Source organism: Salipiger marinus (assembly GCF_900100085.1).
GTDB classification, from domain to species: Bacteria; Pseudomonadota; Alphaproteobacteria; order Rhodobacterales; family Rhodobacteraceae; genus Salipiger; species Salipiger marinus.
Genome location: NZ_FNEJ01000007.1, coordinates 133,682 through 158,797, shown reverse-complemented (window position 1 = coordinate 158,797; position 25,116 = coordinate 133,682). Strand labels below are relative to the sequence as shown.

The following is a 25,116-nucleotide window of genomic DNA, read 5'->3' as shown; positions in this document are numbered from 1 at the left end:
CGCCAAGGCGGAGCCCCCCGATGTCTCAGCTTTCGAGATAGAGCCGGTTGAATTTCGGCTTGCCCAGAAGGCTGGGCTGATAGCCGCCGACTTTCGGGCTGTGCACCTCGATGGCGGGTACGAAAGCCACCTCGCAGGACAGCGCGTGCTCAAGCGCCGCCTGTTCGATCCGCGAAAACGCCGGCTTGCGGTCTTCCTGACTGACGGCGGCCTGCGCCTCCGCGACGGCCTCGGCCATTTCCGGCGGCGGCGGCACCTTGCCGGGATTGTTGGCGCCCTGCTCGCCATAGACGAACAGGAAGCACTGGACCGGGTCAGGGCGTCCGGTCCAGTTGACCATGATCGCATCGCCTTCGCCCCGGACCATGAAGCGCTGGAACATGTCCGAATTCGATCCGGTGGTCAGCACGCAGTTGATCCCGACCTGCCGGAGCTGCTCCATGATGATCTCGGCGCGCTGCTGCGAGGATTGGTCCGCGTTGCTGTAATACTGAAGCTGCACGCCGTCCGCATATCCGGCCTCGGCCAGCAGGGCCCGGGCCTTGTCGGGATCATGCGTGAAGAAGCCGTCATGCGCTTCGTCATGCGCCCAGTATCCTGGCGGCAGCATGGTCTGGGCCACGGTGCCAAGCCCCAGCAGGGCCGCCTGATTGAACGCCTCCCGGTCCACGGCATAGTTGATCGCCTGCCGCACCCGCACGTCGTTCAGCGGCGGTTTCGCGTAGTTGAAAACGATGTGGTAATTGGCCACGGTCGGCGAGGTCCGCACCACCACCTTGTCGCCCATCCGGTCGGCCACAAGCTTCTGCTGCGGATTGAGCCGGTAGACAAAATCCGACTCGCCCGCGATCACCGACCGCAGCCCGGTGTTCAGATCGGTGATGACCCGGAACACGATCCCGTCGAGATGCGGAAGCTCCTCGTCCCAGTAGCCGTCAAAGCGCGCCATCTCGACCGCGTCGCCATCGTTCCAGCTGACGAAAGAGAACGGTCCGGTTCCGACCGGGGTCCGGTCGAAATTCCGGCCCTCCTCGGCGAACGCGGTCGGCGAGGCCATCATGCCGGGACGGTCCGCAAGGATAAGCGGCAGCGCGCTGTCGGGCCGGTTGAGGTTGATCGCGACCACATGCGTCTCGACCACGTCGACCGACTCGACCGAGGCAAGGTCGCCCTTGGCGGTGGAGCGCGGATCGGTCAGGGCGCGGTCGAGATTGGCCTTCACCGCTTCGGCGTCAAAATCCGTGCCATCATGGAATTTGACGCCCTCGCGCAGGGTCATCACCAGCCGCGTCGGCGTCTCGAACGCCCATTCGGTGGACAGGCCCGGCACGGGTTGCAGGGTCTCGGGTTCGAAATCCACAAGCGTGTCGTAAAGCGAATAGAGGATCATGTGATCCGATCCCGCGCCGCTGGTGACCGGATCAAGGCTCGACGGGTTGAACGGCGCCGAAACCCGCAGGACACCGCCCTTCGGCGCTGCGGTCTGGGCTGTTGCGCGCATCGCGCTGACGCCCGGAACCAAGGCCATCGTCGTTCCCGCCGCCATCAACTGCAGCAGCCTGCGGCGGCGCAGCAGCGCGGCTCCGTCACGTGGTGTCTCGATGTTCGACTCGGACATCGGAATCTCCTCCCTGAAATTCTGTCTCCGGCGGCCTCCTCGCCACCGTCGTGCTCGGGGCACAGTTCATATTATATATAATATCTAAACTGGTTCAACCTGCTTTTGTAACAACCTCGGGTGCAGTAGGCTTGGAGCCGAAAAACAAGTTGGAGATACCCGGTGGTCACTTCGAACCGCATGTCCGAAACGATCTCGGAACGCCTGCTGGCTGCCATTCGCCGCGACATCGTTCTGGGAGACTTGGCGCCGGGATCGCGCCTTCGGGTGGACGAGCTCAGCAAGCGCTACGGGACCAGCCACATCCCCGTGCGCGAGGCGCTGCTGCAGCTTGCGGGTGAACGGCTTGTCAGGCTGGAACCGCACAAGGGCGCGGTCCTGCGGACGGTCACGCCAAAATTCGTGGCCGACATTCACGACACCCGCGCCGCAATCGAAAGCCTGCTGATCCGGCGCGCGACCGAAAAGATCACCTCCGCAGAACTGGAAGACCTGGAGCGCCTGTGCGAGGCCCATGCCGCCGCCGCGACCACCGGCAATGACATTACCCTGTCCGAAACGAACAAGGCGTTTCACCGCCATATCGCCCAGGTCGCGGACAATCCCGAGGCGTCATACATTCTGGATCAGGGGTGGGATCTGGTCATCAGCCTGCGCCACCGCTTCGCGCAGACCCCCGAACGGATCGCCGACATCGTGCGCCAGCATCGCAGCATCGTTGCAGCTGTCCGCGCGCGCGACATCGATCAGGCGGTCCGCGCGGTGCAGGAACATTGCGATTCCGCGCGCGACGATCTTCTGGCCCGCATGTAGTTGCGGGCGCCATAGCAAAATGCGGGGGGTGATCCGGTCAATGCCGTCTCAGGATCCCGCACCGATATGAGGCCATGACAGAACCGCTTCAGGCCGCTTTCGGGGTGCGTTTGGAAAATAGCTCCTTCCACCCGGCGACGCTTGCCTCATCCACATAAAGAAGACCCGCGACATCCTCAGTGCTCAGACCTTCCGCCAGTAGAAGCAGGGCATTCGCCATACGGGCCTGAACAAGCTCTGGAGATTTGGCGTTCAGGGTTTTTATCAACGTGTCGCGGTCAGTCTCTGAAAGGAACATATTCGAGTCGGCTCTTGGTTGAGGAGGCGGCCTCTCTGACATGCGGACCCGGTCGAAGCAACGCCCCTCCAGATCGTCAGCACCCGACCCGCTTTTAGTCGCGTGCCAAGCCGCCTGCAGAGCCGGAGACCCACCGGCGGTCAAAAAGCTGTACTTTGGGAATGTGGCCCTCCGGGCAAGCCGGGGCGGGTCCATGCGTGGTCCTGCAAGCACCATGAGGCCTGAAAAGATCAGGTCCGTCTGACCATGCGCCAGAAACGCGCGCCCCCCACCGTTAGATGCGCTCAGTGAGAGCCTGCCGGGACTGTGCGCGCGTCAGCAAGCAGAACGTAGACCAGGATTGTCAGCAGGCCCATCAGCACGGCGGCGGTTGTCAGCAGAACCGAATGGGTCACGGAAAACGCGGCCTTGCCAGCGGCGATCATCGCTGCGCCCTGGTCGGCTCCGAGCTGCTGGGCGGTGATGTAGACGTCGCCCATGGAAAGACCGGCCTGGTCGGCCAACCGGTCGGGCAGGCCATCGGGCAGGACGAGATTGCGCCCGAAGACCACCGACATGAAGACGCCGAACAGGGTGATCCCCAGACCGCTGCCCAGTTCATAGCCCGTCGCCTCGAGCGAACCTGCGGCACCGGCTTCGCTTGCATCGGCAGCGCCCATGATGGCGATGGAAGAGGCGGTAAGCCCGATGCTCAGCGCAAGCCCCAAGCTTGCTAACAGCACCGGGACGATCGGTCCGGGATCGTGGAAATTCGTGACCGCAAGTCCCGCAAGCGCGCCCGCCGAGATGGCGAGCGACAGGCAGGCCACCGGCCTCAGCCCGAAGCGAGCTGACAGCCAGCCTGCAACCGGACCGCCAAGGGCCGCAGCCGCCATGATCGGAACCATGAAGAGGCCCGCCTGAAGGGGCGTCTTGCCCAGTACATACTGCAGTTCCTGTGCCAATGTCAGCTCGACCCCCGCCAGTGATCCGCTTGCCACGATGGCCATGATGATCCCCGCGACGATGGCCGGGCGCGAGAACAGCGACAGGTCGAGCATCGGGGCAGGGCTGCGCAGCTGCATGCGGATAAAGAGAAACAGCAGACCAACACCGATGGTCAGGACCAGCATGACGATGGCCAGCGGCTGCTTCGCGGCGAACCCGGCCTTGATCGCATAGACGGTAGCGAACATCCCAAGGATCAGCAGCACCGCCTGCCCGATGGGCCAAGGCCGGTGTGTTATCTCCTCCCGCCGGGACAGCAGGAGCCAGCACGCGGGCAGGACGATCATCATGACCGGAACATTGATCAGGAAGACGGACCCCCACCAGAAATGCCCCAGAAGCGCGCCGCCGATCAGCGGCCCCACGGCCGCACCGGCCGCGCCGACGGTTCCCCAAAGCCCAAGCGCAAGGCCGCGCTCGGTCTCGTCCTCGAAGGTGCGCCGGATGATGCCAAGCACGCAGGGCATGATCATCGCCCCGCCAAGCGCCAGCAGCATCCGCGCCACGATCAGCAGGGGCGCATTCGGGGCAAAGGCCGCAAGTGCCGAGGCGAGGCCGAAAATCATCAGTCCGGTCAGAAGGATGCGCCGGTTCCCGACCCTGTCGGCCAGCGTGCCCATCGGCACCAGAAGCCCGGCCATGAGCAGCGGATAAATGTCGATGATCCACAGCACCTGTGTATTGGAGGCCTCAAGTGCCTGCGTGAGCGTCGGCACCGCCACATGCAGGATCGTCATGTCCAGTACCACCGGCAGGAAGGCGAGCATCACTGCCAGCAGCACCAGCCAGCGTTTCGGATCGGGCAGAGGGGTCGACATGGTTCACCTGAGAGTCGTGTTGCAGAAATCTATATAAATACATACGTATGGATTTGAAACTCCAGATGACCAACCAAGGAGACCCCATGGGGAGAAAGCCGACGATTTCGCGTGAGAGTTTGCTGGATGAGGCCGAACAGATCGTGCGCGCAGGCGGCGGGGGGGCGTTGACGATCGGAGCGCTCGCGCAGGCGGCGGGGATTTCAAAGGGCGGGGTGCAATATTCGTTTGCCAGCAAGGACGAGCTTGTGCGCGGCCTGATCGACCGCTGGACCAGTCAGTTCGATGTCATGCTGGGAGAGACTGCAGAGGACGACCCCGTGGCCTTCGTCAGACGCTACATCGCGGCGACCAGAGCCTCACAACAGGCGATGAATGCCAAGATGGCAGGGCTGCTGGTAAATTACTTGGAAAACCCGGCCAATCGACGCGAGACGCGTGACTGGTATCGCGGCATCTTCGACCGGCTCGGCGGAGACTCGGAGGCCGCGCAGGCCGCGCGCGTCGCTTTTCTGGCGGTGGAGGGGCTCTTCCTCATGCACATGAACGGTATCGACGAAGATGGCGACTGGTCGGCCTTCCTTGAGGACGTCGAAGCGGTTCTGGAACGGCTGACCATTTGAGTGCGATGCCGGAGGCTGACGGAGCATTCTTGACCGGCACATGGAGCGTTCATCTGAACGGCGTCTGCGGAGCGGCCTCTTTCTCTGCCGCAGATCCCGGGCAGGTGGCGCGAACTGCAGGAAGGTCCGCTACATTGCGGCTAAAGGTGCATCGGCACCCGGTCTCCGTTGCAGGACGCGATAGACAGTCGGCCTCGGGGCGTTGAACAATTCAGCCAGATCGCTGATCGGTTCATCGCCTGAGCGCTGGACTGCGTGCTGCGGTGCTTGCGGATGTGGGTTCACGTTTGCCTAAGACCGCGGCGCGAGCAGAAGCCATTCCCCAGTCAAACCATACGCGGCGCTTTCAGCACAGTACTTCCTCCAAACCGCCGCGACTTGCCGCCCTTGGATATGTCCGGTAATCTTGCCTTACCGGACATATCTAAGGGCGAAGAGTTCACCGCAGGTGTCGTTTTAGTTTCATGGGTGGATTCACCCGAAATCAGCCCTCTCGCCTTCAAAGTTTCCACTTAATCGGTGGACCGGGCTCTTGCTCAATCTCTGGACTCCACGATTGCCCCGGGCAGCATGGGTCATTCCTTTGCTGATCCCTGACGCCCGCTCCTGGCTCAGATATGGCGTTGGCGCGACGCGCCTGAACAATCTGGAGGCCGCCTCCGGCATCGTGCCGTCTGAAACAAGCGCAGCTCCGAACAGGTCCCGCAGCACAACCAGCGTCAGCGCACGCCACCGAACCGGCAGGCGCCTCAGCGGCGCGGGGGTGCCCACGACGGCCCGGACCTCGAAAGGGCAATGCCATCCGGGTTGATCGAACCAGAGCGCCAAGACCGGGCGGGCCGCGTCCATGCGATCAAGCGGCGCCCACAAAGTGCAAATTGCCTGAGCTAGAGGCGCGAGGAGATCCGCCTCCCCTCTGACGATCCGTCCGGCCCGCCGTTGCAGACTGAGAACCGCAATGGCGAATTCAACGGCCGAACGAACCGCCGCCTCCCCTCCCCTTCCGGTGATCAGGCCATCGCATTTTCGGCAGAATGGGCGCAACCGGCCGCCGCGCATTCTGAACGAGATCCGCAGATAGCATCCACAGTCGGGGCAGCGATCCCGTAGCATTTCTTTGTGCGATGGGCAGACGACCCGCTCCGCTAGCTGCCATTCGGCCCGCATATGGCTGTCACGCCCTGCTGCCAAATCGGCATCGAAACAAGCCAGGCAAGCAGGTACTACGCCCCCTGCCCCATCTACAAACCAGTCCTGCAGGCGGTCCGGGTATCTGGATTTCAGAGACAGGCGTTCGAGCCGCGCGGAATCGATCCGACAACCTCGCGCCCAAAGCCTGAGCAAACCGCGATCGGGACTTATATCGTCGATTTTCCGCAAATCCGGGGCTCTGCCCCCCTGCCCTACCAAATGCGTCGTCACCTCTGGCACCTCCAAACCATAGCGAGAGGCAACCCGGACCATCCAAGAGGAGAGCAATTCGTCCCGGAAAGGGCGCGGCGCAACGGGAAGCCGGATCGCTGCTGTCATGCCGAAGCCTGGGGTTGCGTGGCTTGGCGCGAGCGACGGCGATTGCTCTGCGTCATCGACACCAGCGGCAGCACCAGATCGTCCCCGAAACTCTTGGCGTCGAGTCTCTCCCGGCCAGAGTGAACGGCTGCTTCCGCCGCGGTCTCGATCAAACGGAATATGCGCGCCGTTACACCAGAGGTCAGCGCATGAACCCGTGCCCTGGTCGCGGTCCCCGTCAGATCGGACGGCTCACGCAGCGGCAGGATGTGCCCGAGGCTTTTCAGAAGTCCGGCAAAGACGGCATCGTTCTTCCAGGGCTTGAGGTGAAACGCTTCGAACCGTTCCGCCAATTGCGCATCCGTCAGCAGTGCCTGGCGGGCAAGGTCGGTCCCTGCGCAGATCAGGGGAATCCGCAGGTCGTTGGCGAGGAACCGTATGGCATTGAGGAAAATCCGCTGTTGCCGGTAAGTGCCGGCCAGCATGCCGTTCACCTCGTCGAGAATGATCATCTTCGCCCCGACCGTTCGCAGCAGCGAGCGGCAGACATCTTTCTCGCGGGCCAATGTGCCCCCGGCCATTGCCGGCGCGCCCATACTGGACAGCAATTCACGATAGAGATCTCGTTCGATCGGCTCGGACGGCACTTGAGCAACCACGACTGGACGGTGATCCACGCCGGTCACCTGACAGAACTTTGTCGGGTGCGCGCGCTCGAACTTGCGAATGATCTTGGTCTTTCCCATGCCAGTGTCGCCATAGATCAGCAAGCAGGGCATCCGGTCGCGCGGCGGGTAGGTCAACAGGTTTTCCAGACGCGAAAGCGCCAAGCCAGCCTGATCGAAGCCGATCCAGCGGTCGGCCCGGATCCAGGCGATACGTTCGTCATCCGGGAGCGCCGCGAACTTCCGATACGCCGGATCGAGATGCGGGCACCCCCCTGCCCTGGTCATGACCATTCCTCCACTTCGAACGTGGGCACATCGAGGATGTCGCAGGCTTCCGCATGATCAGGGATCTTTTCTTCGATCGCGGCGGGCTCGACGCCGGACAGCGCCCTGTCGCGCCGTTCTGCGGACCGTCTGGCCTTCCGGGTTTTGCCGGTAGCAGCATCGACAAGTGCTCTTTGCTCTTCGATCACCGCGAAAATCAGCTCTTCGTCCTCTAGCGACCGCCCCCGCTCCCTCAAAACAGCCTGTGCGCGGCGATGCTCGGCCAAGGTGATCGGAGGATGGCGCAGATCGGCAAACCGCACCGGGTATCGCTGACCATCCGGCCCCCGCACGAACACCGTCGACAGATCGCGCGGATCGTAGGACACACGCAACTGCCGGTCGCCTCTGCCCGCCCAAAGGCTCAGGATATTGTCCCAATACCGCAGGCCGAAGAGATGGATACCATCGCGACGCACCATGCGTTCGACACTGGGCAGAAAATCGATTTGGAACCCTTCCGGGTCGTATGGCTGCCGCAGAGGCATATCGCGTCGCCCGTAGGCCTCCTGCCAGGCCGCAATCGGTGGAATGCCAAGGGACCGATGCCGCTCTGCATGGTAACGGGTGATTTCCAAGGCGAGCCAACGCTCCAACTCATCCAGCGTCATGACCGACTTGGCTGCAGAGTTATAGGCGCCGCGGTCCTGGATGTTACTGAAGGTTGATCCGGGCAGCAGATGCACGGCACCCATCATGGTGCCGATCAACCGTTCGATATGACCACCGTAATGTGGTGCGCCGATCGGACGATACTGCAGCGAAATCCCATGCTCTTCAGCCCCGCGCCGGAGCGCTTTCGAACGAAACTCCTTGGCATTGTCGACATGAATACTCTCCGGCAGCCCCGCCGTTGGCCAGCTTGCCTTGATGCCAAGACCTTCAAGCCAATCCAGCTTCGGTTGAACCAGGTGCTGAATGACGAGCGAGACAGACAATGTCGACGGCGGCTCCAATGTCAGATAGAACCCGGCGACCATGCGGCTCGCGACATCGATGGCCAGCGTCAACCAGGGGCGCTGCAAGGGCTGACGGTAGGCACGATCCACGACGATGACATCAACCAGCGTGTGATCGATCTGGACCACCTCGAATATTCTTTTGACATGATAGGCGCCAGGAACCGGGTGATAAAGATTGCGAGCAGCCTTCGCACCCTCGCGGGCGGCAGTGAGGCCCGCCGGGTCCAACGCCGCCACACGGTTCCGCAGCGAGGTCCAGCAGGGGGCACGCAGGCCCCGATGATTGCAAAGCCTGCGCACTTCCTTTTGCAGGGCGTGAATGCTCGGCTTCTGGCTCGATTTGAAGAAGCTCTCGATCGCCTCTGAAATAACCACTTCGATCTCGTCCGGCAGCCGCCGACTTCCTGAACGGGATCCAGCCGGAGCCGTCACCAAAGAGCTGGTGACCGGGCGCGTTTTGTAGGCCCTGATCAGCTCGTAGAGGCGGGATCTGTTGAGCCCAAGTTTCCGGCAAGCCGAGAGGAATTCTGCGCGGTCCGGGCTGCCATTCATTACAAGCCGACGGACCACCGCCTCTCGCGCAACGGCGCGCTCCCAAGCGGCATCGTCAACGACGCAGATGTCTGTTTGGTCCGCCATGGCCAAAACCAAGAAAAAGATATCTTGTGTCCGATAATGAAACTATAATCCGGTAATGAAACAAGAAGATGAATGTAATGATATCAAATCGTTAGATTCCACTAATGGAGCAAAAATGACAACGGAAAAATCCAAATCATTGCCGCTTGAGTCACCAGATCCTCCGGAGGATCCGCCGCGCCCAGATGCAGAACTTGTCCTTCCCGCCCATGTGGCCGGATCGGGTGGGCTTGACCGGCTTGTGGATACGGCACGGGATTATGCCCGCCAGTCGGCGTCTGAAAACACCCTGAAAGCCTATGCCGCCGACTGGACGCATTTTGGCCGCTGGTGCCGGATGCGCGGCGCTGACCCCCTGCCCCCCTCGCCCGAGATGATCGGGCTTTATCTTGCCGATCTCGCCTCGGGGCAGGGCAGGACGGTGGGGCTGTCGGTCTCCTCGATCGAGCGGCGGCTGTCCGGTCTGGCCTGGGGCTACGCGCAGCGCGGTGCCCGGATGGACCGCAAGGACCGTCACATCGCCAGCGTTCTTGCGGGCATCCGTCGCCGCCATGCCAGACCGCCCGTGCAGAAAGAGGCGGTTCTGGCGGAGGATATCCGCGCCATGCTTGCAACGCTGCCGCATGACCTGCGCGGGCTGCGCGACCGCGCCATGCTGCTGGTGGGGTTTGCGGGCGGGCTGCGCCGATCTGAAATCGTCAGCCTTGATGTTCACAAGGACGACACGCCCGACAGCGGCGGCTGGGTCGATCTGCTGGAAGAGGGCGTGCTGATCACCCTGCGCGGCAAGACCGGCTGGCGCGAGGTGGAGATTGCCCGAGGCAGCGCGCCAATGACCTGCCCGGTTCACGCGCTGAGCCAGTGGCTGCATTTCGCCAAGATCGACTTTGGCCCGGTCTTTGTATCGGTGTCGCGCAACGGGCTGAAGGCGACGCCCAAGCGGCTGTCTGACAAACATGTGGCCCGGCTGGTCAAGCAGACGGTGCGCGATGCCGGGCTGCGCCCCGAGCTTCCCGAAAAGGAACGGCTGGCGCTGTTTTCCGGCCACAGCCTGCGCGCGGGGCTTGCCAGCAGCGCCGAGGTCGACGAGCGCTATGTGCAGAAACAGCTTGGCCATTCCAGCGCCGAGATGACCCGGCGCTATCAGCGCCGCCGCGACAGGTTCCGCGTCAACCTGACCAAAGCCTCCGGTCTGTAGGGGCTGGTAGTGGCTCGGGTCTGACCGGACAGCGCAAAGTTCACAGCTGTGAACATGTGAAATCAGGCAGCACTGGGCCAAGTTCACAGCTGTGAACCGGCCCGGGCCCGGCATTCCCCCGCGCCCGACCTCCCTGCGTTTCGGAAACATGCCTCCCCTGCCCTGTCTCATGCCGCCTGCGGCCTGTTGCACAGCGCCATGATCATCGGACTACTGCTGAAATGTCCCGCAGCGGCCTTCGCGGTCAGCGCGCGCAGATAGCCGCCGGGTGATCTGATCTCGGCCACCCGTTCCAGAATCGCGGCAACCGTGATCGCAGCCTGCTCCGGCCCCATATGGCGCTGCGCCTCATTCCAGGCGGCGGGACTGATGCCCATGAACGCGCGCAGCTTGCAGGCCGCATCGTGCAGATGGTGCCAGTGCCGGATTTCCTGCGGATAGAAGGTCCGGAGACTGGGGCAGGCGGCCAGCACCAGCCGCAGCGGCAGGCTTGGTCTGGGCCTGTCTTCCGTCACATCACTCTCGCCCGCCGACGAGACGCCGCACTCGGTGCCGCTTTCCATGCCCTGTTCAAGATCAAGAGAGTCTATTTGTGATCTCTGTTGGTGCTGCTCATTCCGGGCGTCAGTGGTGTCCATTTCCGCTGCATCAACGCCGTCGATCTGCTGACGGGCGGCGTCCAGAAGCGTTTCAAGATCGCGCTTCTGCTGCGCCAGATCGTCCAGCGTTAGCTTGCGCCGCAGCGCGCGTGCCGTCAGCGCCGCCCGGTCGCGCAGCTGATCCCAGAGGCCGAGGCCCGGGAACAGGTCTTCGCCAAATTCGGCAAGGGCTGCCAGATCGCGGCGCATCAGGCTGACCACCTCGCGCAGATGCTGCAGGCGGGTCTCTGCCTCCCGGACCGCATCTGCTGTCTGGGTGATCTCTGTCGCGCGGCGGAGCAGGGGGGAGAGGTCAAAGCCGAAGGCCACGCGCTCCGGGCCAAGCCTGCGCATGTAGCGCTTGCCGTTCGGGCTGTCGCGGCGGATCAGCAGCCCGGCCTCCACCAGCCGGGCCAGATGCCGCCGCATGGTGGAGCAGGGCATGCCGTTCAGCCGCTCGCAGATCGTCTTGTTGGAGGGGAACACCACCATGTCCTTCCCCGTGGCAAGCTCGGTCTCTGGGCAGAAGCTCAGCAGCCCCTGCAGCACCGTCAGGTCGCGTTCGGTGATCCCGAAGGCCGCCTGCGCCTTGGACAGGTCGCGCAGAATCGCCCATTTGTTGGCGGTCCTGTCAGGGGCGGGCGCCTCTGCAGGGGGGACGCCGCGCAAATGGGCAAGCGTCATCGGCCGCATAAACGGCGAAAGGGGAATGTAGTCCATGATTTTTTCACGAAGGCATAGAAAAGCTGTTCCGCGAATCCATTAAGACTTGCGGTTCATGCGCTGGCCCATTACCTTGAAAGTGCTAAGATCAAAGTCTGGGTCTCGTGGAGCGCAAGCTTTGCGGGACCTTTTCTTTAGCCTGTGCCGTGCCTCCTTTTTCTTGCTGCTCTGCCTCTGCTCACGACCCGCTTTTCCAGCGCGCGTGAAGCTCCTCAATCAGGCTCTGCGCCTGGCCGTCCAGCCAGTCCGCAAAACCCTCCTCCACGGTGGTCAGGTCCAGACGGACCGCCCCGTTGGATTTCCTGACCGTCCCGGCAACGCTGCCGCCGATCACCAGCGGCGTGGTCTTTGCCCGCGCCTTGGTGCCGCGCCGTGCGGGACTGCCCTTTTTCAGATGCCGTACCACGGCGTCAAAGGCCGCGACCGACGGATCGGTGTCGGGCTCTTCGCTGTCGTCGGTCCGCGCACCACCTGCCGCCGCGTCGCGCGCCGCCTGCGCGATCTGGCTCAGATCGGCGGGGTCGGGGCGGGTTTCGGCCAGATCCTTGGCCAGCGCCTCCCATCTGGGGCGGCCGATGCCATGCGCGGGGCCAATCGCCCGCGCGAGATCGGGGCCCACGGTCTTGGCGACCGACACCGCCATGGACACGGCGGAGCGGGTGACATTCAGCACCTCGGCGATCTGCGCCTGCGATCCGAAACCGCTGTCGAGCAGTTCCCGCGCAAAAAGCGCCCGCTCGATATAGCTCAGATCCCGTCTGCCGGTATTTTCGGAGACCTGCGCGCGCAGCGCAGCACTGTCGTCGAGCGAGGCGATGAGCGCGCGGACCTTGCCCAGCTTGCCGGAGCCGCGGATCGCCTCCAGCCGTCTGCGGCCATAGACCAGCAGATAGCGGTTGGTTTCGGTCGGGTGGCGCCGCACCAGAATCGGCACGGTCTGGCCGTTCTGTTCGATGGAGGCGCGCAAATCCAGCACATCCTGCGGATCGAGCCGGTCGGCGAAGCGGTCATCGTCAATCTCGGCGGGGTCCAGATCCCAGACGTGATGCGCGTCCACCGCATCGCGGGCAGAGCGCAGCGCGCGGTTGCTGGACATCATGCTGCCCGGCGTGGCGGGGGCTCCGGTGCTGGCCAGCCCGTCAAGCATGGACAGGCGGCGTTTCTTGCTGTCGGTCACGGGCGCCCCCATGTTTTCTGGATGAGCTGCGAGATCTCGTCATTGACCGCGTTCAGGCTTTCGATGGCGCGGTCATAGGTGGTGCGGGTGAAGGCGCTGCGCTCCACCTCGTAAAGCGTCTGCTTGGTCAGGCCCGCATCGGAAATTGCGGTGGATTTCAGCATCGGCGCGTTCAGCACCTTGTCGCCATACATGGTGCGCAGGAAGGCCACGATGCGGTTCTGCGGCGCGTCGGTCGGCTCGTAACGGGTCAGCAGATAGCGCATCCAGTCATGGGACATGTCGGCGCCGCTGTCGGCAATCACATCCATCAGATCGGCCGTCATCCGCAGGAACTGGCTCATGGACATGACGTCGAGCATTTCCGGATGGATGGTGACCAGCACGCCGGTGGCGGCAGAGAGCGCGGACATGGTCAGGAACCCAAGCTGCGGCGGGCAGTCGATCACCACCACGTCATAGCGGTCATCGACCTGCGCCAGCGCCTCCTTGACCCGGAAGAAGAACAGCCCGGCATTGCCCCGGGCCAGCGCGCGCGGCGTCTCGTGTTCGAATTCCATCAGTTCAAGGTTGCCGGGGATCAGGTCGAGATTGGGGATATAGGTCCGGCGGATGACCTGCGTGATCGGCAGCGGGTTTTCATAGCGGATCGCATCATACAGCGTGCCGCCGTCGAGCAGGTCGAATTCCGGCTGCACCCCGTGCAGCGCCGTCAGCGAGGCCTGCGGGTCAAGGTCGATGGCCAGCACCCGGTAGCCTTTCAGCGCCAGCCGCTGTGCCAGATGCGCGGAAGACGTGGTCTTGCCCGAGCCGCCCTTGAAATTCATCACGCCGATGATCTGCAGATGGTCGCCCTCGCGGCGGCCGGGCAGGTAATCCCCGGGCTTGCGCGCGGTTTTTTCCAGCAGGATCCGCAGGTTCTGGATGTCTTCCACCGAATACTGCCGCCGGTTTCCCGAAGACATCTCGGGCGAGGGGCCCTTGCCGTCCAGATGCAGCTTGCGCAGGTAGGAATCATTGACCCCCAGCAGCGCCGCCGCTTCCCCGGAGGTGAATTTCCGCATAGCCTTGGAGGCATCAGGCGGAAACAGGCTTTCCCGCTGCGAATGCAACTGTGCGGCCAGCATTTCGGAATGCTGACGAATGACCGCGTTAAGGTCTTCGTGGGTCTCGGCTCTGCTCATCTGCCCTCTTGCGTCCGTAGCGTGTTCACGGAATCCGGCGTTTGGTCGCCCTTTTCCGTGACTATTGCAGGCTGACTCGGATTCGCGCAAGCGTTTTCAGGATCCTGACCCCGCGGGCCGCCGGGGCAGGGGCGGCCCTTGCGCACGCAGGGGCGGACGCGGCGCGTCACCGAAGCGGTCTATTGCGGCAACTTTCCCGCAAGATCAGACGCTTGCATGGGTATCTTCATGTCAGATCTGACGAAACGCCGTCGACGCTCCGCCATGGTCCGCTATACTGCCTGTTGCAACAGCCCGGGCCCGCCGCAGGGTGGCGGCCCGGCGTGACAAGGAGAGTCTCAGTGAAGACGCGCAAACTTGGATCCACCGGGTTGGACCTGACCGAACTGTCCTTCGGGGCCGCGCCCATCGGCAACCTTTATCGTCCCGTCGAACGGGCGCAGGCCATGGCGACGCTGCAGGCGGCATGGGATGGCGGCATCCGCTATTTCGACACCGCGCCGTTTTACGGGCAGGGCCTGTCGGAACGGCGGGTCGGGGATTTCCTGCAGGACAAGCCGCGTGACAGTTTCGTGCTGTCCACCAAGGTCGGGCGCCTGCTGGAGCCGGTGACCTCGGGTCCGCTGCCCGACACCGGCTATGTCGGCGCGCTGCCCTTCTCGATCACCTATGACTATTCCTATGACGGGATCCTGCGCAGCTGGGAAGACAGCCTGCAGCGTCTGGGTCTGCCCTCGGTCGACATTCTTTATGTGCATGATCTGGAGCCCGACAGTTTTGACGCCGAAGGCTATGCCGCGCATCTGGACAGCTTCAGCCGCAGCGGCATCAGGGCGCTGGAGGAGTTGAAGCGCGATGGCCACATCAAGGCTTACGGGCTTGGCGTCAATCAGGTTCAGGCCTGTCTTGACGTGATGGACCGGGTGCCGCTGGACTGCCTGCTGATGGCGGGGCGGCATTCGCTGCTGGATCGCAGCGCCAGCGCCCGGCTGATGGGCCTTTGCGAGCAAAGCGGCACCGCGATGGTGGTGGGTGGCGTGTTCAACTCAGGCATCCTTGCCACCGGCGCGCGGCCCGGCGCCACCTTCAACTACCACGAGGCCCCGCCCGAGATCATGGCGCGCGTCACCGCGATGGAAGCCGTGGCCGCCCGTCATGACGTGGCGCTGGCCACGGCGGCGCTGCATTTTCCGCTGAAAAGCCCGGTGGTGGCCAGCGTGCTGATCGGCTCGGCCAAGCCTGCGAGCCTCACGCGGAATTTCGACCTTTTTGCGCAGGATCTGCCCGAGGCGATCTGGCCCGAGATGGAGCAGCACGCGATCTTCGGCTGAGGCACGCCCCATCCCGCCATGGCGCGCTCAGGCCTCGGGCTGCGCCATGGCGAACCGGTCGAGATTGGCGTCACCCCATGCCTTCAGCGCGGCCAGAACCGGGGTCATGCTGCGGCCCAGATCCGACAGGCTGTATTCCACCTTGGGCGGCACTTGCGCAAAGACCTCGCGGCGGATCAGCCCGTCCGCCTCCAGCTCGCGCAGCTGGTTGGTCAGGGTGCGCTGCGTCACGCCGGGGATGGCGCGGCGCAGTTCGCTGAACCGCATCGTGCCGTCGGTCAGGTGAAACAGGATCACGCATTTCCACTTGCCGTCGATCAGGCTGATCGCCGCCTCCACCGCACAGCCCGGCGCACAGTCGAAACGGGAATGGCGGAGCTTGCTCAAGACGGTATCCTTTCTGACACTATCATCAATCTTTGTGCGTATTGCGCAGGGCCGAGGGTAAGTCTTAGGTCTGCGGCATGCAAGCAGGAGACATGCCATGAAAGCTGTTGGATATCAGATCCCCGGCGCCATCACCGAAGCCACAGCGCTGGTCGACATCGACCTGCCGGACCCCCGGCCCGAAGGGCGCGATCTGCTGGTCGAGGTCAAGGCGGTGTCGGTGAACCCGGTCGATTACAAGATCCGCCGCAGCACCGCGCCCGAGAGCGGCGACTGGAAGGTGATCGGGTGGGATGCCGCCGGGATCGTGCGCGCCACCGGGCCGGAGGTGACGCTGTTCCAGCCGGGGGACGAGGTGTTTTATGCCGGCTCGCTGATCCGCCCCGGCACCAATGCCGAACTGCATCTGGTGGATGAACGCATCGTCGGTCATCGCCCCACCTCGCTCAGCTGGGCGGAATCCGCAGCGCTGCCGCTGACCTCGCTGACCGCATGGGAGGCGATGTTTGACCGGATGGACGTGACCCGCCCCGTGCCCGGCGCGGCGGAAGCCATCGTGATCATCGGCGGCGCGGGCGGGGTGGGCTCCATCGCCGTGCAGATCGCGCGGCAATGCACTGACCTCACCGTGATCGCCACCGCCTCGCGCCCCGAAACCCAGGACTGGGCGCGGGACCTGGGGGCGCATCACGTGCTGGATCATTCGCAGCCGCTGGCGGCACAGGTCGCAGCACTTGGTCTTGGCGCGCCTGCCTTCGTGTTTTCGACCACGCATACCGACCAGCACATCCCCGAGATCGCCGAGCTGATCGCGCCGCAGGGCCGTTTCGCGCTGATCGACGATCCCAAGGGGTTCGACGTGATGCTGTTCAAGCGCAAGGCGGTGTCGATCCATCACGAACTGATGTTCACCCGCGCGCTTTATCAGACGCCGGATATGGGCGAACAGGGGCGCATCCTGAACGAGATCGCGCGGCTGGTGGATGACGGGCGCATCCGCACCACGCTGACCGACACGCTGTCGCCGATCAATGCCGAGAACCTGAAAAAGGCCCACGCCCTGATCGAGAGCGGGACCGCGCGCGGCAAGATCGTGCTGGAAGGGTTCTGACAGCCCGTCCCGCGGGGCAGGGGAGGGCGCGGCGGGAGGGATCCCGCCGCGCCTGACTTGGCTCAGTTGGCTTCGATGGCGCTCAGCAGCGAATCCACGGTCTCGTCGCCGATATTTTCGCGGACCATGTCCTGAATGGGCGCGGTGGCGTCGCGGAACTGCTGCAGCTCCTCCTCGGTCAGGTCGATGATCTCCAGATGCTCGGCGATCTGCGCGCGCTGCTCGCTCAGCATCTCGTCCTGCACGTCCCATTCGAAGGCGGCGGCATCGGCCATCACCTCGTCAACGACTTGCTGCAGATCCTCGGGCAGGCTGTCATACCATTCCTTGTTGATCAGGTTGACGTTGGCCAGCAGGATGTGGCTCGTCGTGGTCAGATAGCTCTGCACCTCGTAGAACCGCTGCGACAGGATGTGGCCGAAGGGGTTTTCCTGCCCGTCCACCACGTTCTGCTGCAGCGCGCCGTAAAGCTCGGGGAAGGCGATGGGGGTCGGCGCCGCGCCGATGGCTTCCCAGGTCGCCACCGAATAGGGGTTCTCCGGCACGCGGATGCGCAAATTGTTGGACTTGATGTCCTCGGGGCTGCGCACGGCCACGCCAGAGGTGGTCAGCTGGCGGAAGCCCGCATTGTGGAACAGGCCGAATTTCATCCCCTGCTCGGCGAGCTTTTCGTCGATGAAGGCCGAAAACTCGCTGTCGTTCAGGATCGTGCGCAGGCGGGCGGTGTCGGTCGGAAAGACGTAAGGAATTTCGAAGGCCGCGAATTCCGGCACGAACTGCACCGCGCCAGAGGTGGAGGTCGGCACAAGCTGCACATCCCCCAGCAGCAGCGATTCCATCAGCTCGCGGTCGCCGCCAAGCGCGCCGCCGCCCTGCTGCTGCACGTCGATGCGGCCGCCGGACTTCTCTTCCAGATCCGCCTCGATCTTGTCGAAGGCCTGATAAAGCGGGTGGGTCTTGTCGCTGAGCGTATGCGCAAGGATCATGGTGTAATCGGCGGCGGCAGCGGGCAGCGCCGTGCCAAGCGCCAGCAGCGCGGAGATGGAAAGCGACTTCAGGGTCATTGGTGTGTCCTCCCTTGGGATGTGGTCCCCGGCGGCGGTCAGCCGCCGAGACTTGGCAGCCAGAGCGTGAGCCCGGGCCAATAGGTGACGACCATCAGGCCGACGATAAGCAGGGCGATCGGGACCACCAGACCACGGCAGATCTGGATGACCGACAGCTTGGTGATGCCGGAGGCGACGTAGATGTTCACCCCCACCGGCGGGGTGGCAAAGCCGATGGCAAGGTTCACCACCATGATCAGGCCGAAATGCACCGGATCGACGCCATAGGGGGCCAGCACCGGCAGCAGGATCGGGGTCAGCACGATGATGGCCGACAGCGTTTCCATCACCATGCCCACGCCCAGCAGGATGATGTTGATCAGCAGCAGCAGGATCAGCCGGTCATCGATGGCGCCGCCGATGAAATCGCCGATGGCGGCGGGCACCTGCAGCAGCGTCAGCACGCGGCCAAGTGCGGCCCCCGTGCCTGCGATGATGAGGATGGGCGCGATGGTCAGCCCGGTATTCACCAGCACGCGGCCCATGTCGCGGAAGGTCAGTTCGCGGAAGATCACCATGGCGACGACGGCGCCATAGACACAGGCGATGGCGGCGGCCTCGGTGGGGGTGAAGGCGCCCGCATAGATGCCGCCCAGCACGAAGACCGGGGCGATGAGCGCCCAGAAGCTTTCGCGGAACGCCTTCAGCGCGCTGACCCGCCCCGCGTCAGAGGTGATGCGCGCCGCATGTTTGCGGCCATAGAAATGGGCATAGCCCATCAGCAGCCCGCCGATGACCAGCGCCGGGCCGATGCCGCCGATGAACAGCGCCGAAACCGACACCTGCGCCGACATGCCGTAGATGATCATCGGGATGGAGGGCGGCACGATCACCCCCAGCGTTCCCGCCGCCGTCACCAGCGCCGTGGCAAATCGCAGGTCATAGCCGCGATGCACCAGCAGCGGCACCGCCATCGACCCGATGGCCGCCACCGTCGCCGGAGAACTGCCGGAAATCGCCCCGAACAGCATGCAGGCCGCGACCGTGGACATGGCAAGCCCGCCCCGGAACCGGCCGAACACCGCATCGGCAAAGCTGAACAGCCGCTTGGCAAGCCCGCCCTGCGTCATGATCTCGCCCGCAAGGATGAACAGCGGCACCGCCAGCAGCGGGAAACTGTCGAGCGCGGTCACCACCGACCGCACCACCTGACCGGGATTGGTGGGCGCGCCCAGCCAGCCGGGCAGCAGCGCCGCAAAGCCCAGCCCGAAGGCCACGGGGATGCTCAGCAGCAGGACGAGAAGGAAAAAGCCCAGTGAATAGATGGCAAGCATGGCGCGGTCCCCTACACGTCTTCTTGGATCACGGTGGCAGGCGCGCCCGGGGTGGTCCCCGGCACCGGCGCGCCGCGCGACATCAGCCACAGCGCCTGCAGCGCGCGCAGGAAGGCCATGCCCAGCCCCACGGGCACCGCCGCATAGACCAGCCACATCTGCAGCCCCAGCCCCGGCGAGGCCTGCCCGATCTTGGCGATGCGCTGGGTCAGCGGCACCGAATACCAGACCATCAGCGCAAAAAAGACCGCAGAGCCCACCAGCGCCAGCACCGCAAAGGCGCGCAGCCAGCGCGCGCCGCACATCACCGGCAGCAGGTCGACGGAAATGTTGCGCCCTTCGCGCACCGCAAGGCTGACGCCGATGAAGGTGCACCAGACCAGCAGATACCGCGCCAGCTCCTCGGACCAGACCAGCGGCGATCCGACAAGGTAGCGGAACACCACCTGTGCCGCGAGGATCGCCACCAGCGCAAACAGGATGATGGCGAGGATGGCGCGTTCAAAATGCGCCTCGATTGCCCGGAGCAGGGTCATGCGTCGATCACCTTGCCGGGGTTGAGAATGCCGTTGGGATCAAGCGCGCGCTTCACGCGGCGCATCAAATCCAGCTCCTCGGGGCTGCGCGAGAATTCCAGATATTTCTTCTTGGTGGTGCCGATGCCATGCTCGGCGGAGACAGAGCCGCCAAAGGCGCGCACGGTGGCATAGACCGCCTCGTCCAGCGCCTCTCCCGGCTGTGGCGCCGCCCCGGGCACCCATGCCAGCAGATGCAGGTTGCCGTCGCCGATATGGCCATAATAGACCGACCGGCCCCCCGGCACCGCCTCGGCCACCGCCGCGCGGCAGGCGCGGGCAAAACCGTCCATCTGTCCGGTGGGCAGGCCCACGTCATAGGCGTGATGCGGCCCCAGCGTGGTCTTGAATTCGGCGCAGGCATCGCGCACGCCCCAGAAGGCCTGCACGTCGGACAGGCTCTGCGAGATCGCGGCATCCTCGATGATGCCCTCTTCGAACATCGCCTCGAGGAACGCCATGAAGCGCGGGCCGTCGATGGCCTCGTCGGTGCCCTGCGCCTCGATCAGCACGGTATGGGCATGGCGGGCCTCCAGCGGATCGCGCACGCCGGGCACGGCGCAGGCCACCTCCCAGTAATCGGGCCACATCGCCTCGAAGGCGGACAGGGTCGGGCCCAGCTTGCGGCGGGCGCCGCGCAGCAGATCCACCACCTTGTCGTAATCGGACAGGCCGCAGATCGCGGCATGGGTGCAGCCCGGCGCCGGATGCAGCTTCAGCACCAGCCGGGTGATGACCCCCAGCGTGCCTTCGGATCCGATGAACAGCTGGCGCACGTCATAGCCGGTGTTGTTCTTGATGAGCTTCGACAGGGCGTTGACGATGGTGCCGTCGGGCAGCACCACCTCGGCGCCCAGCACCAGATCGCGCATCATGCCGTAGCGGATCACCCGGTTGCCGCCGGCATTGGTGCCGGCATTGCCGCCGATGGCGCAGGATCCGCGCGCGCCCAGATCAAGCGAAAAGAACAGGCCGCGTTCGGCGGCGGCGCGCTGGATCAGTTCCAGCGGGGTGCCTGCCAGCACGGTCATGGTGGCGGAGGCCTCGTCGATCTCTTCGATGCCCGTCATCTTTTCCAGCGACAGCGCGATGCCGCCCGCGATGGGACGGGCGCCGCCGCAGAGCCCGGTCAGCCCGCCCTGCGGCACCACCGGCACCCGCGCGGCATTGGCCGCAGCAAGGATCGCCGCGACCTGCTCGGCAGAGCGCGGGCAGAACAGGGCGGCGGGGGTTTCCGGCGGCAGGGCAGACCAGTCATTGAGGTTGCGCGGCGGCACCGGATCCACCAGCGCGTCCCGCGCCAGATCGGGCAGGGCCGCCAGCATCTGGGCAAGCCTTTCGGCAGTCCCGGCGGGGTTGGAGATTCCTCCGTCCATGCAGCGCACTCCTCCTCTTGGGCAGCAACGTGGCGGGAAGTTACAGTTTGCGAAATCACTGTCAACCCACCAACATGTCAGTCATGCATAATGGCTGTGCCAAAGCTCGACCGCACCGCGCCCGACAGCTGCGGACCAGACGGGTCCGAAGCGGCAGCGAGCGGAGGAGGAGGCAAGGCGCGCGACCGCCGTCCGGGGCAGACGCGCCGCCCCGGGTGATCCATCTGCGCGCCTACGGGGGCAGGATCAGCCCTGCAGCCCCTCTTCGGCGAGCACGCGGTTGGCGATGCGGTGGCATTCGACGCCCACGGGCACCCCGCAATAGATCGAGATATGGGTGATGATCGCCTTCAGCTCGTCAATGCTGACGCCATTGGTCAGCGCGCCACGGAAATGCAGCTCCCATTCCTGCATCCGGTTCAGCGCCGCCAGCATCACGATGTTCAGCATGGACCGCGTCTTGGGCGACAGCGTGTCATCCCCCCAGCCCGCGCCCCAGCAATATTCGGTGAGCAGGGTCTGGAAGTCTTTCGAAAACGCGGTGGCATTGTCCAGCGACCGTTCCACGTATTCCGCCCCCAGCGTCGCCTTGCGCTGCGCCAGCCCCCTGTCAAAACGCGCCTTGTCCATCCTGCCGCTCCTCTGTCCTGTGCGGTGCAAGGGTCTGGGCTGGCGGGGGCTGCACGTATGGCAAACTCCCCGGCGCTGACCCGCGTCTCCCCCGGGGCAGTCTGGCCAAAGACGCGGCAGCCCGCAAGACGGCAGCCCCCGCCGGCCTGCCGCAAGGCCGACAGTCCGGCACGGATTTATGATCTACAGATCATTTATCTGACTTATGATCCCGACAACATATTGACGGAATATGATCCAGGCCTCATGTTCTGTGGCGAAAGGATTCCGCCCATGGACCAGATCGCCCGCACCACCAAAGACCTTGGCCACATCCTGCGCGCCGCGCGCCGCGCCCAGAACCTGACGCAGGCGGACCTTGCCGCGCGTGCCGGCCTGTGGCAGCGCACCGTCTCGATGATCGAGACCAGCGCCAGCGGCGCCAAGGTCGAGACGGTCTTCGACCTGCTTGCCGCCCTTGACCTTGAACTGCACATCGTCCCGCGCAGCAAGATGTCGCGCGACGATCTGGAGGACATCTTCTGATGGGGCGCAAGCGCGTCTATGCGCCGCTCGACGTCTACATGAACCGCCGCCATGTCGGCCAGTATCTGCGCGCGCCCGACGGCGCCTTCGCCTTCACCTATGCCGCCGACTGGCTGGCATGGGAGAACCGGCTGCCGATCTCGCGCGCGCTGCCGCTGCGCCCCGAACGCTATACCGGCCCCCCGGTCATCGCGGTGTTCGAAAACCTGCTGCCCGACAGCGACGACATCCGCCGCCGCGTGGCAGAGCGGGTCGGGGCGGAGGGGCTGGATGCCCACAGCCTGCTGGCGCGGATCGGGCGCGACTGCGTCGGCGCGCTGCAGTTCCTGCCGGAAGGCGAAAGCCCGGGGGAGGGGCGGGCGCTGACCGGCACGCCGCTTGCCGAAGAGCAGATCGCGGCCCTGCTGAGCGATCTGCACCACACCCCGCTTGGTCTCCGGCGCGAGACGGAGTTCCGTATCTCGGTGGCGGGGGCGCAGGAAAAGACCGCGCTGCTGTTCCATGACGGCCAGTGGATCGAACCCAGCGGATCCACCCCCACGACGCATATCCTCAAGCCCGCCATCGGCACCCTGCCCAATGGCATGGATCTGACCGACAGCGTCGAGAACGAGCATTTCTGCCTGCGGCTGATGGCGGGGTTCGGACTGCCGGTGGCCCGCACCCGCATTCTGCATTTTGCCGATACCAAGGCGCTGGTGATCGACCGCTTCGACCGGCTGCGCGCCCGCGATGGCCGCCTGATCCGCCTGCCGCAGGAGGATTGCTGTCAGGCGCTGGCCGTGCCGCCCACCCGCAAATACCAGAACGAAGGCGGCCCCGGCATCGTCGAGATCTGCGACCTGCTGCAGGGCAGCGACACGCCGCTGCGCGACCGCGCCGATTTCTTCAAGGCCACGATCCTGTTCTGGCTGATCGGCGCCACCGACGGTCACGCCAAGAACTTCAGCATCGCGCTGATGCCGGGCGGGCGGTTCAGCATGACGCCGCTTTATGACGTGCTGACGGTGCAGCCCACGCTGGAGGCCGGACAGCTTCAGGTCAAGGACATGAAGCTGGCGATGCGCGCGGGCAGGGGGCGCCATTACAAGGTGTCGGATCTGCATGGCAGGCATTTTGTCGAAACCGGGCTCGCTGCCGGGTTTTCACGCCAGCAGATCGCGCAGATCTTCGACGAGATCGCCGCCGGGGCGGCGCAGGCCTTTGCGCAGGCCAGCGCCGAGATGCCGCAGGGTTTCCCGCCCGCCCTGATCGCGGCGGTGCAGCGCGGCTTTGCGCAGCGGCTGCCCCGGCTGCGCGCGCAGGAGCGCTGACGCCCCGGCGCAGGGGCCTTACCGGGTGCGGAACCGCCCCTCAGCCGCCATAGATCGGATGCGCGTCGCAAAGCGCGCGCACCTCGGCGCGCACCGCCGCCTCGACCTCGGCATCGCCCTCGGGCGACAGGGCCAGCGCATCCAGAACCCGCAGGATCAGCGTGCCGATCTGTTCGAATTCAGCGGTGCCGAAGCCGCGCGTGGTGCCCGCCGAAGACCCAAGCCGGATCCCCGAGGTGACAAAGGGCTTTTCCGGGTCGTTGGGGATCGCGTTCTTGTTGCAGGTCAGTCCCGCCCGCTCCAGCGCGATTTCCGCCACCTTGCCGGTCACGCCCTTGGGCCGCAGATCCACCAGCACCATGTGACAGTCGGTGCCACCGGACACGATGCCCAGCCCGCCCGCTTTCAGCACCGCAGCCAGCGCCTGCGCGTTGGCGATGACCTGTCCGGCATAGGTCTTGAACGACGGATCCAGCGCCTCGCCAAAAGCTACCGCCTTGGCGGCGATGACATGCATCAGCGGCCCGCCCTGATTGCCCGGGAACACCGCCGAGTTGATCTTTTTCGCCAGCGCCTCGTCATTGGTCAGGATGACGCCGCCGCGCGGCCCGCGCAGCGTCTTGTGCGTGGTCGAGGTCACGACATGGGCATGGGGCACCGGGTTGGGATAATGCCCCGCCGCGATCAGCCCGGCATAATGCGCCATGTCCACCATCAGCACCGCGCCGATCTCATCCGCGATGCGGCGGAAGGCGGCAAAGTCGATCTGCCGCGGATAGGCGGAGGCCCCGGCAAGGATCAGCTTGGGCCGGGTTTCCAGCGCCAGCGCGCGCACCTTGTCCATGTCGATCAGGTGGGTGTCGGCATCGACCTCATAGGAGACCACGTCGAACCATTTGCCCGACATGGTGACCGGCGAGCCATGGGTCAGGTGGCCGCCATGGGCCAGCGACATGCCCATGATGCGGTCGCCGGGGGCGAGCAGCGCCAGAAACACCGCCTGATTGGCCTGCGCGCCGGAATGCGGCTGCACATTGGCATAAGCCGCGCCAAACAGCTGCTTCAGCCGGTCGATGGCCACCACTTCCACCTTGTCGACAAATTCGCAGCCGCCGTAATAGCGTTTGCCCGGATAACCTTCGGCATATTTGTTGGTCAGCACCGATCCCTGCGCCGCCATCACATCGGGCGACACGATGTTTTCCGACGCGATCAGTTCGATCTGGGTCTTCTGCCGGTCAAGCTCTTCCGCGATGGCGGCGGCGATCACATCGTCAGACAGGGAAGTCTTGGGAAGCGTGTCGAACAT

Annotated in this window: 23 protein-coding genes; 7 read left to right on the top strand and 16 right to left on the bottom strand. The window is 64.7% G+C overall.

The genetic code is table 11. From position 1 onward, the window contains the following. Positions 1 to 25 precede the first annotated feature (25 nt). Entirely contained in the window at positions 26 to 1,618 is a 1,593-nt protein-coding gene (locus BLR51_RS09875; protein ID WP_089846398.1) for an ABC transporter substrate-binding protein, read from the bottom strand. A 162-nt stretch (positions 1,619 to 1,780) separates the two neighbouring features. Between BLR51_RS09875 and BLR51_RS09870 the strand changes: the two genes are divergently transcribed. After that, positions 1,781 to 2,431, top strand: coding sequence for a GntR family transcriptional regulator (locus BLR51_RS09870; protein ID WP_131821806.1), 651 nt, complete (start codon positions 1,781 to 1,783; stop codon positions 2,429 to 2,431). 88 nt (positions 2,432 to 2,519) lie between these two features. Here BLR51_RS09870 and BLR51_RS09865 read toward each other — a convergent pair whose 3' ends face one another. Then, entirely contained in the window at positions 2,520 to 2,729 is a 210-nt protein-coding gene (locus tag BLR51_RS09865; protein ID WP_089846588.1) for a hypothetical protein, read from the bottom strand. A 284-nt stretch (positions 2,730 to 3,013) separates the two neighbouring features. After that, positions 3,014 to 4,534, bottom strand: a complete 1,521-nt coding sequence (locus tag BLR51_RS09860; protein ID WP_089846394.1) for an MFS transporter — start codon at positions 4,532 to 4,534, stop codon at positions 3,014 to 3,016. A gap of 65 nt (positions 4,535 to 4,599) precedes the next feature. On the opposite strand from BLR51_RS09860, the gene BLR51_RS09855 reads away from it, so the two are divergent. Beyond that, the gene (locus BLR51_RS09855; RefSeq protein WP_242656698.1) at positions 4,600 to 5,157 is read left to right on the top strand and encodes a TetR/AcrR family transcriptional regulator; all 558 of its coding nucleotides are present in this window, start codon (positions 4,600 to 4,602) and stop codon (positions 5,155 to 5,157) included. 474 nt (positions 5,158 to 5,631) lie between these two features. Here BLR51_RS09855 and BLR51_RS09850 read toward each other — a convergent pair whose 3' ends face one another. The 3 genes from BLR51_RS09850 to BLR51_RS09840 all read right to left on the bottom strand — a co-directional run bounded on the left by BLR51_RS09850 (position 5,632) and on the right by BLR51_RS09840 (position 9,259). Then, the gene (locus tag BLR51_RS09850) at positions 5,632 to 6,621 is read right to left on the bottom strand and encodes a TniQ family protein (RefSeq protein ID WP_242656706.1); all 990 of its coding nucleotides are present in this window, start codon (positions 6,619 to 6,621) and stop codon (positions 5,632 to 5,634) included. 62 nt (positions 6,622 to 6,683) lie between these two features. Continuing rightward, positions 6,684 to 7,619, bottom strand: coding sequence for a TniB family NTP-binding protein (locus BLR51_RS09845; protein WP_242656697.1), 936 nt, complete (start codon positions 7,617 to 7,619; stop codon positions 6,684 to 6,686). Further along, a complete protein-coding gene (locus BLR51_RS09840; protein ID WP_089846385.1) occupies positions 7,616 to 9,259 on the bottom strand; it encodes a TnsB C-terminal domain-containing protein in 1,644 nt (547 codons plus the stop codon). The genes BLR51_RS09845 and BLR51_RS09840 overlap by 4 nt, the downstream gene beginning before the upstream one ends. Positions 9,260 to 9,374: 115 nt before the next feature. Here BLR51_RS09840 and BLR51_RS09835 point away from each other — a divergent pair, with 115 nt between their 5' ends. Beyond that, positions 9,375 to 10,457 carry a tyrosine-type recombinase/integrase gene (locus tag BLR51_RS09835; protein WP_089846383.1) on the top strand — a complete coding sequence of 361 codons (1,083 nt, stop codon included), beginning with the start codon at positions 9,375 to 9,377 and terminating at the stop codon, positions 10,455 to 10,457. Between the two features lie 167 nt (positions 10,458 to 10,624). On the opposite strand, the gene repC is transcribed toward BLR51_RS09835, so the two are convergent. From repC to repA, 3 genes are all read right to left on the bottom strand, one after another. Beyond that, positions 10,625 to 11,815 carry a plasmid replication protein RepC gene (gene repC / locus BLR51_RS09830; protein WP_089846382.1) on the bottom strand — a complete coding sequence of 397 codons (1,191 nt, stop codon included), beginning with the start codon at positions 11,813 to 11,815 and terminating at the stop codon, positions 10,625 to 10,627. Between the two features lie 181 nt (positions 11,816 to 11,996). Further along, positions 11,997 to 12,995, bottom strand: coding sequence for a plasmid partitioning protein RepB (gene repB, locus BLR51_RS09825; RefSeq protein WP_089846586.1), 999 nt, complete (start codon positions 12,993 to 12,995; stop codon positions 11,997 to 11,999). Next, the gene (repA, locus tag BLR51_RS09820; RefSeq protein WP_089846380.1) at positions 12,992 to 14,179 is read right to left on the bottom strand and encodes a plasmid partitioning protein RepA; all 1,188 of its coding nucleotides are present in this window, start codon (positions 14,177 to 14,179) and stop codon (positions 12,992 to 12,994) included. The genes repB and repA overlap by 4 nt, the downstream gene beginning before the upstream one ends. Before the next feature lie 341 nt (positions 14,180 to 14,520). Between repA and BLR51_RS09815 the strand changes: the two genes are divergently transcribed. Further along, positions 14,521 to 15,510: an aldo/keto reductase gene (locus BLR51_RS09815; RefSeq protein WP_089846378.1), complete on the top strand. Its 990-nt coding sequence runs from the start codon at positions 14,521 to 14,523 to the stop codon at positions 15,508 to 15,510. Between the two features lie 27 nt (positions 15,511 to 15,537). On the opposite strand, the gene BLR51_RS09810 is transcribed toward BLR51_RS09815, so the two are convergent. Continuing rightward, the gene (locus BLR51_RS09810) at positions 15,538 to 15,897 is read right to left on the bottom strand and encodes a winged helix-turn-helix transcriptional regulator (RefSeq protein ID WP_089846376.1); all 360 of its coding nucleotides are present in this window, start codon (positions 15,895 to 15,897) and stop codon (positions 15,538 to 15,540) included. Between the two features lie 97 nt (positions 15,898 to 15,994). Here BLR51_RS09810 and BLR51_RS09805 point away from each other — a divergent pair, with 97 nt between their 5' ends. Then, complete coding sequence (locus BLR51_RS09805) at positions 15,995 to 17,008, top strand: zinc-binding alcohol dehydrogenase family protein (protein ID WP_089846374.1); 1,014 nt, start codon at positions 15,995 to 15,997, stop codon at positions 17,006 to 17,008. Between the two features lie 62 nt (positions 17,009 to 17,070). Here the strand turns inward: BLR51_RS09805 and BLR51_RS09800 are convergent, their stop codons facing one another. The 5 genes from BLR51_RS09800 to BLR51_RS09780 all read right to left on the bottom strand — a co-directional run bounded on the left by BLR51_RS09800 (position 17,071) and on the right by BLR51_RS09780 (position 21,969). Continuing rightward, entirely contained in the window at positions 17,071 to 18,072 is a 1,002-nt protein-coding gene (locus BLR51_RS09800) for a TRAP transporter substrate-binding protein (RefSeq protein ID WP_089846373.1), read from the bottom strand. Positions 18,073 to 18,110: 38 nt separating this feature from the next. Beyond that, positions 18,111 to 19,388, bottom strand: a complete 1,278-nt coding sequence (locus BLR51_RS09795; protein WP_089846372.1) for a TRAP transporter large permease — start codon at positions 19,386 to 19,388, stop codon at positions 18,111 to 18,113. Between the two features lie 11 nt (positions 19,389 to 19,399). Further along, on the bottom strand, positions 19,400 to 19,924 hold the full coding sequence (locus BLR51_RS09790) for a TRAP transporter small permease (protein ID WP_089846370.1): 525 nt from the start codon (positions 19,922 to 19,924) through the stop codon (positions 19,400 to 19,402). Further along, positions 19,921 to 21,339: an FAD-binding oxidoreductase gene (locus tag BLR51_RS09785; protein WP_242656696.1), complete on the bottom strand. Its 1,419-nt coding sequence runs from the start codon at positions 21,337 to 21,339 to the stop codon at positions 19,921 to 19,923. The genes BLR51_RS09790 and BLR51_RS09785 overlap by 4 nt, the downstream gene beginning before the upstream one ends. Before the next feature lie 246 nt (positions 21,340 to 21,585). After that, positions 21,586 to 21,969 (bottom strand): carboxymuconolactone decarboxylase family protein, encoded by a 384-nt coding sequence (locus tag BLR51_RS09780; RefSeq protein WP_089846368.1) that lies wholly within the window; start codon positions 21,967 to 21,969, stop codon positions 21,586 to 21,588. Between the two features lie 273 nt (positions 21,970 to 22,242). Here BLR51_RS09780 and BLR51_RS09775 point away from each other — a divergent pair, with 273 nt between their 5' ends. Both BLR51_RS09775 and BLR51_RS09770 read left to right on the top strand, forming a co-directional pair. Continuing rightward, positions 22,243 to 22,494: a helix-turn-helix domain-containing protein gene (locus BLR51_RS09775; RefSeq protein WP_089846366.1), complete on the top strand. Its 252-nt coding sequence runs from the start codon at positions 22,243 to 22,245 to the stop codon at positions 22,492 to 22,494. After that, positions 22,494 to 23,807, top strand: a complete 1,314-nt coding sequence (locus BLR51_RS09770) for a type II toxin-antitoxin system HipA family toxin (RefSeq protein WP_089846362.1) — start codon at positions 22,494 to 22,496, stop codon at positions 23,805 to 23,807. The genes BLR51_RS09775 and BLR51_RS09770 overlap by 1 nt, the downstream gene beginning before the upstream one ends. A 40-nt stretch (positions 23,808 to 23,847) precedes the next feature. On the opposite strand, the gene glyA is transcribed toward BLR51_RS09770, so the two are convergent. Continuing rightward, positions 23,848 to 25,116 carry a serine hydroxymethyltransferase gene (glyA, locus tag BLR51_RS09765; protein ID WP_089846360.1) on the bottom strand — a complete coding sequence of 423 codons (1,269 nt, stop codon included), beginning with the start codon at positions 25,114 to 25,116 and terminating at the stop codon, positions 23,848 to 23,850.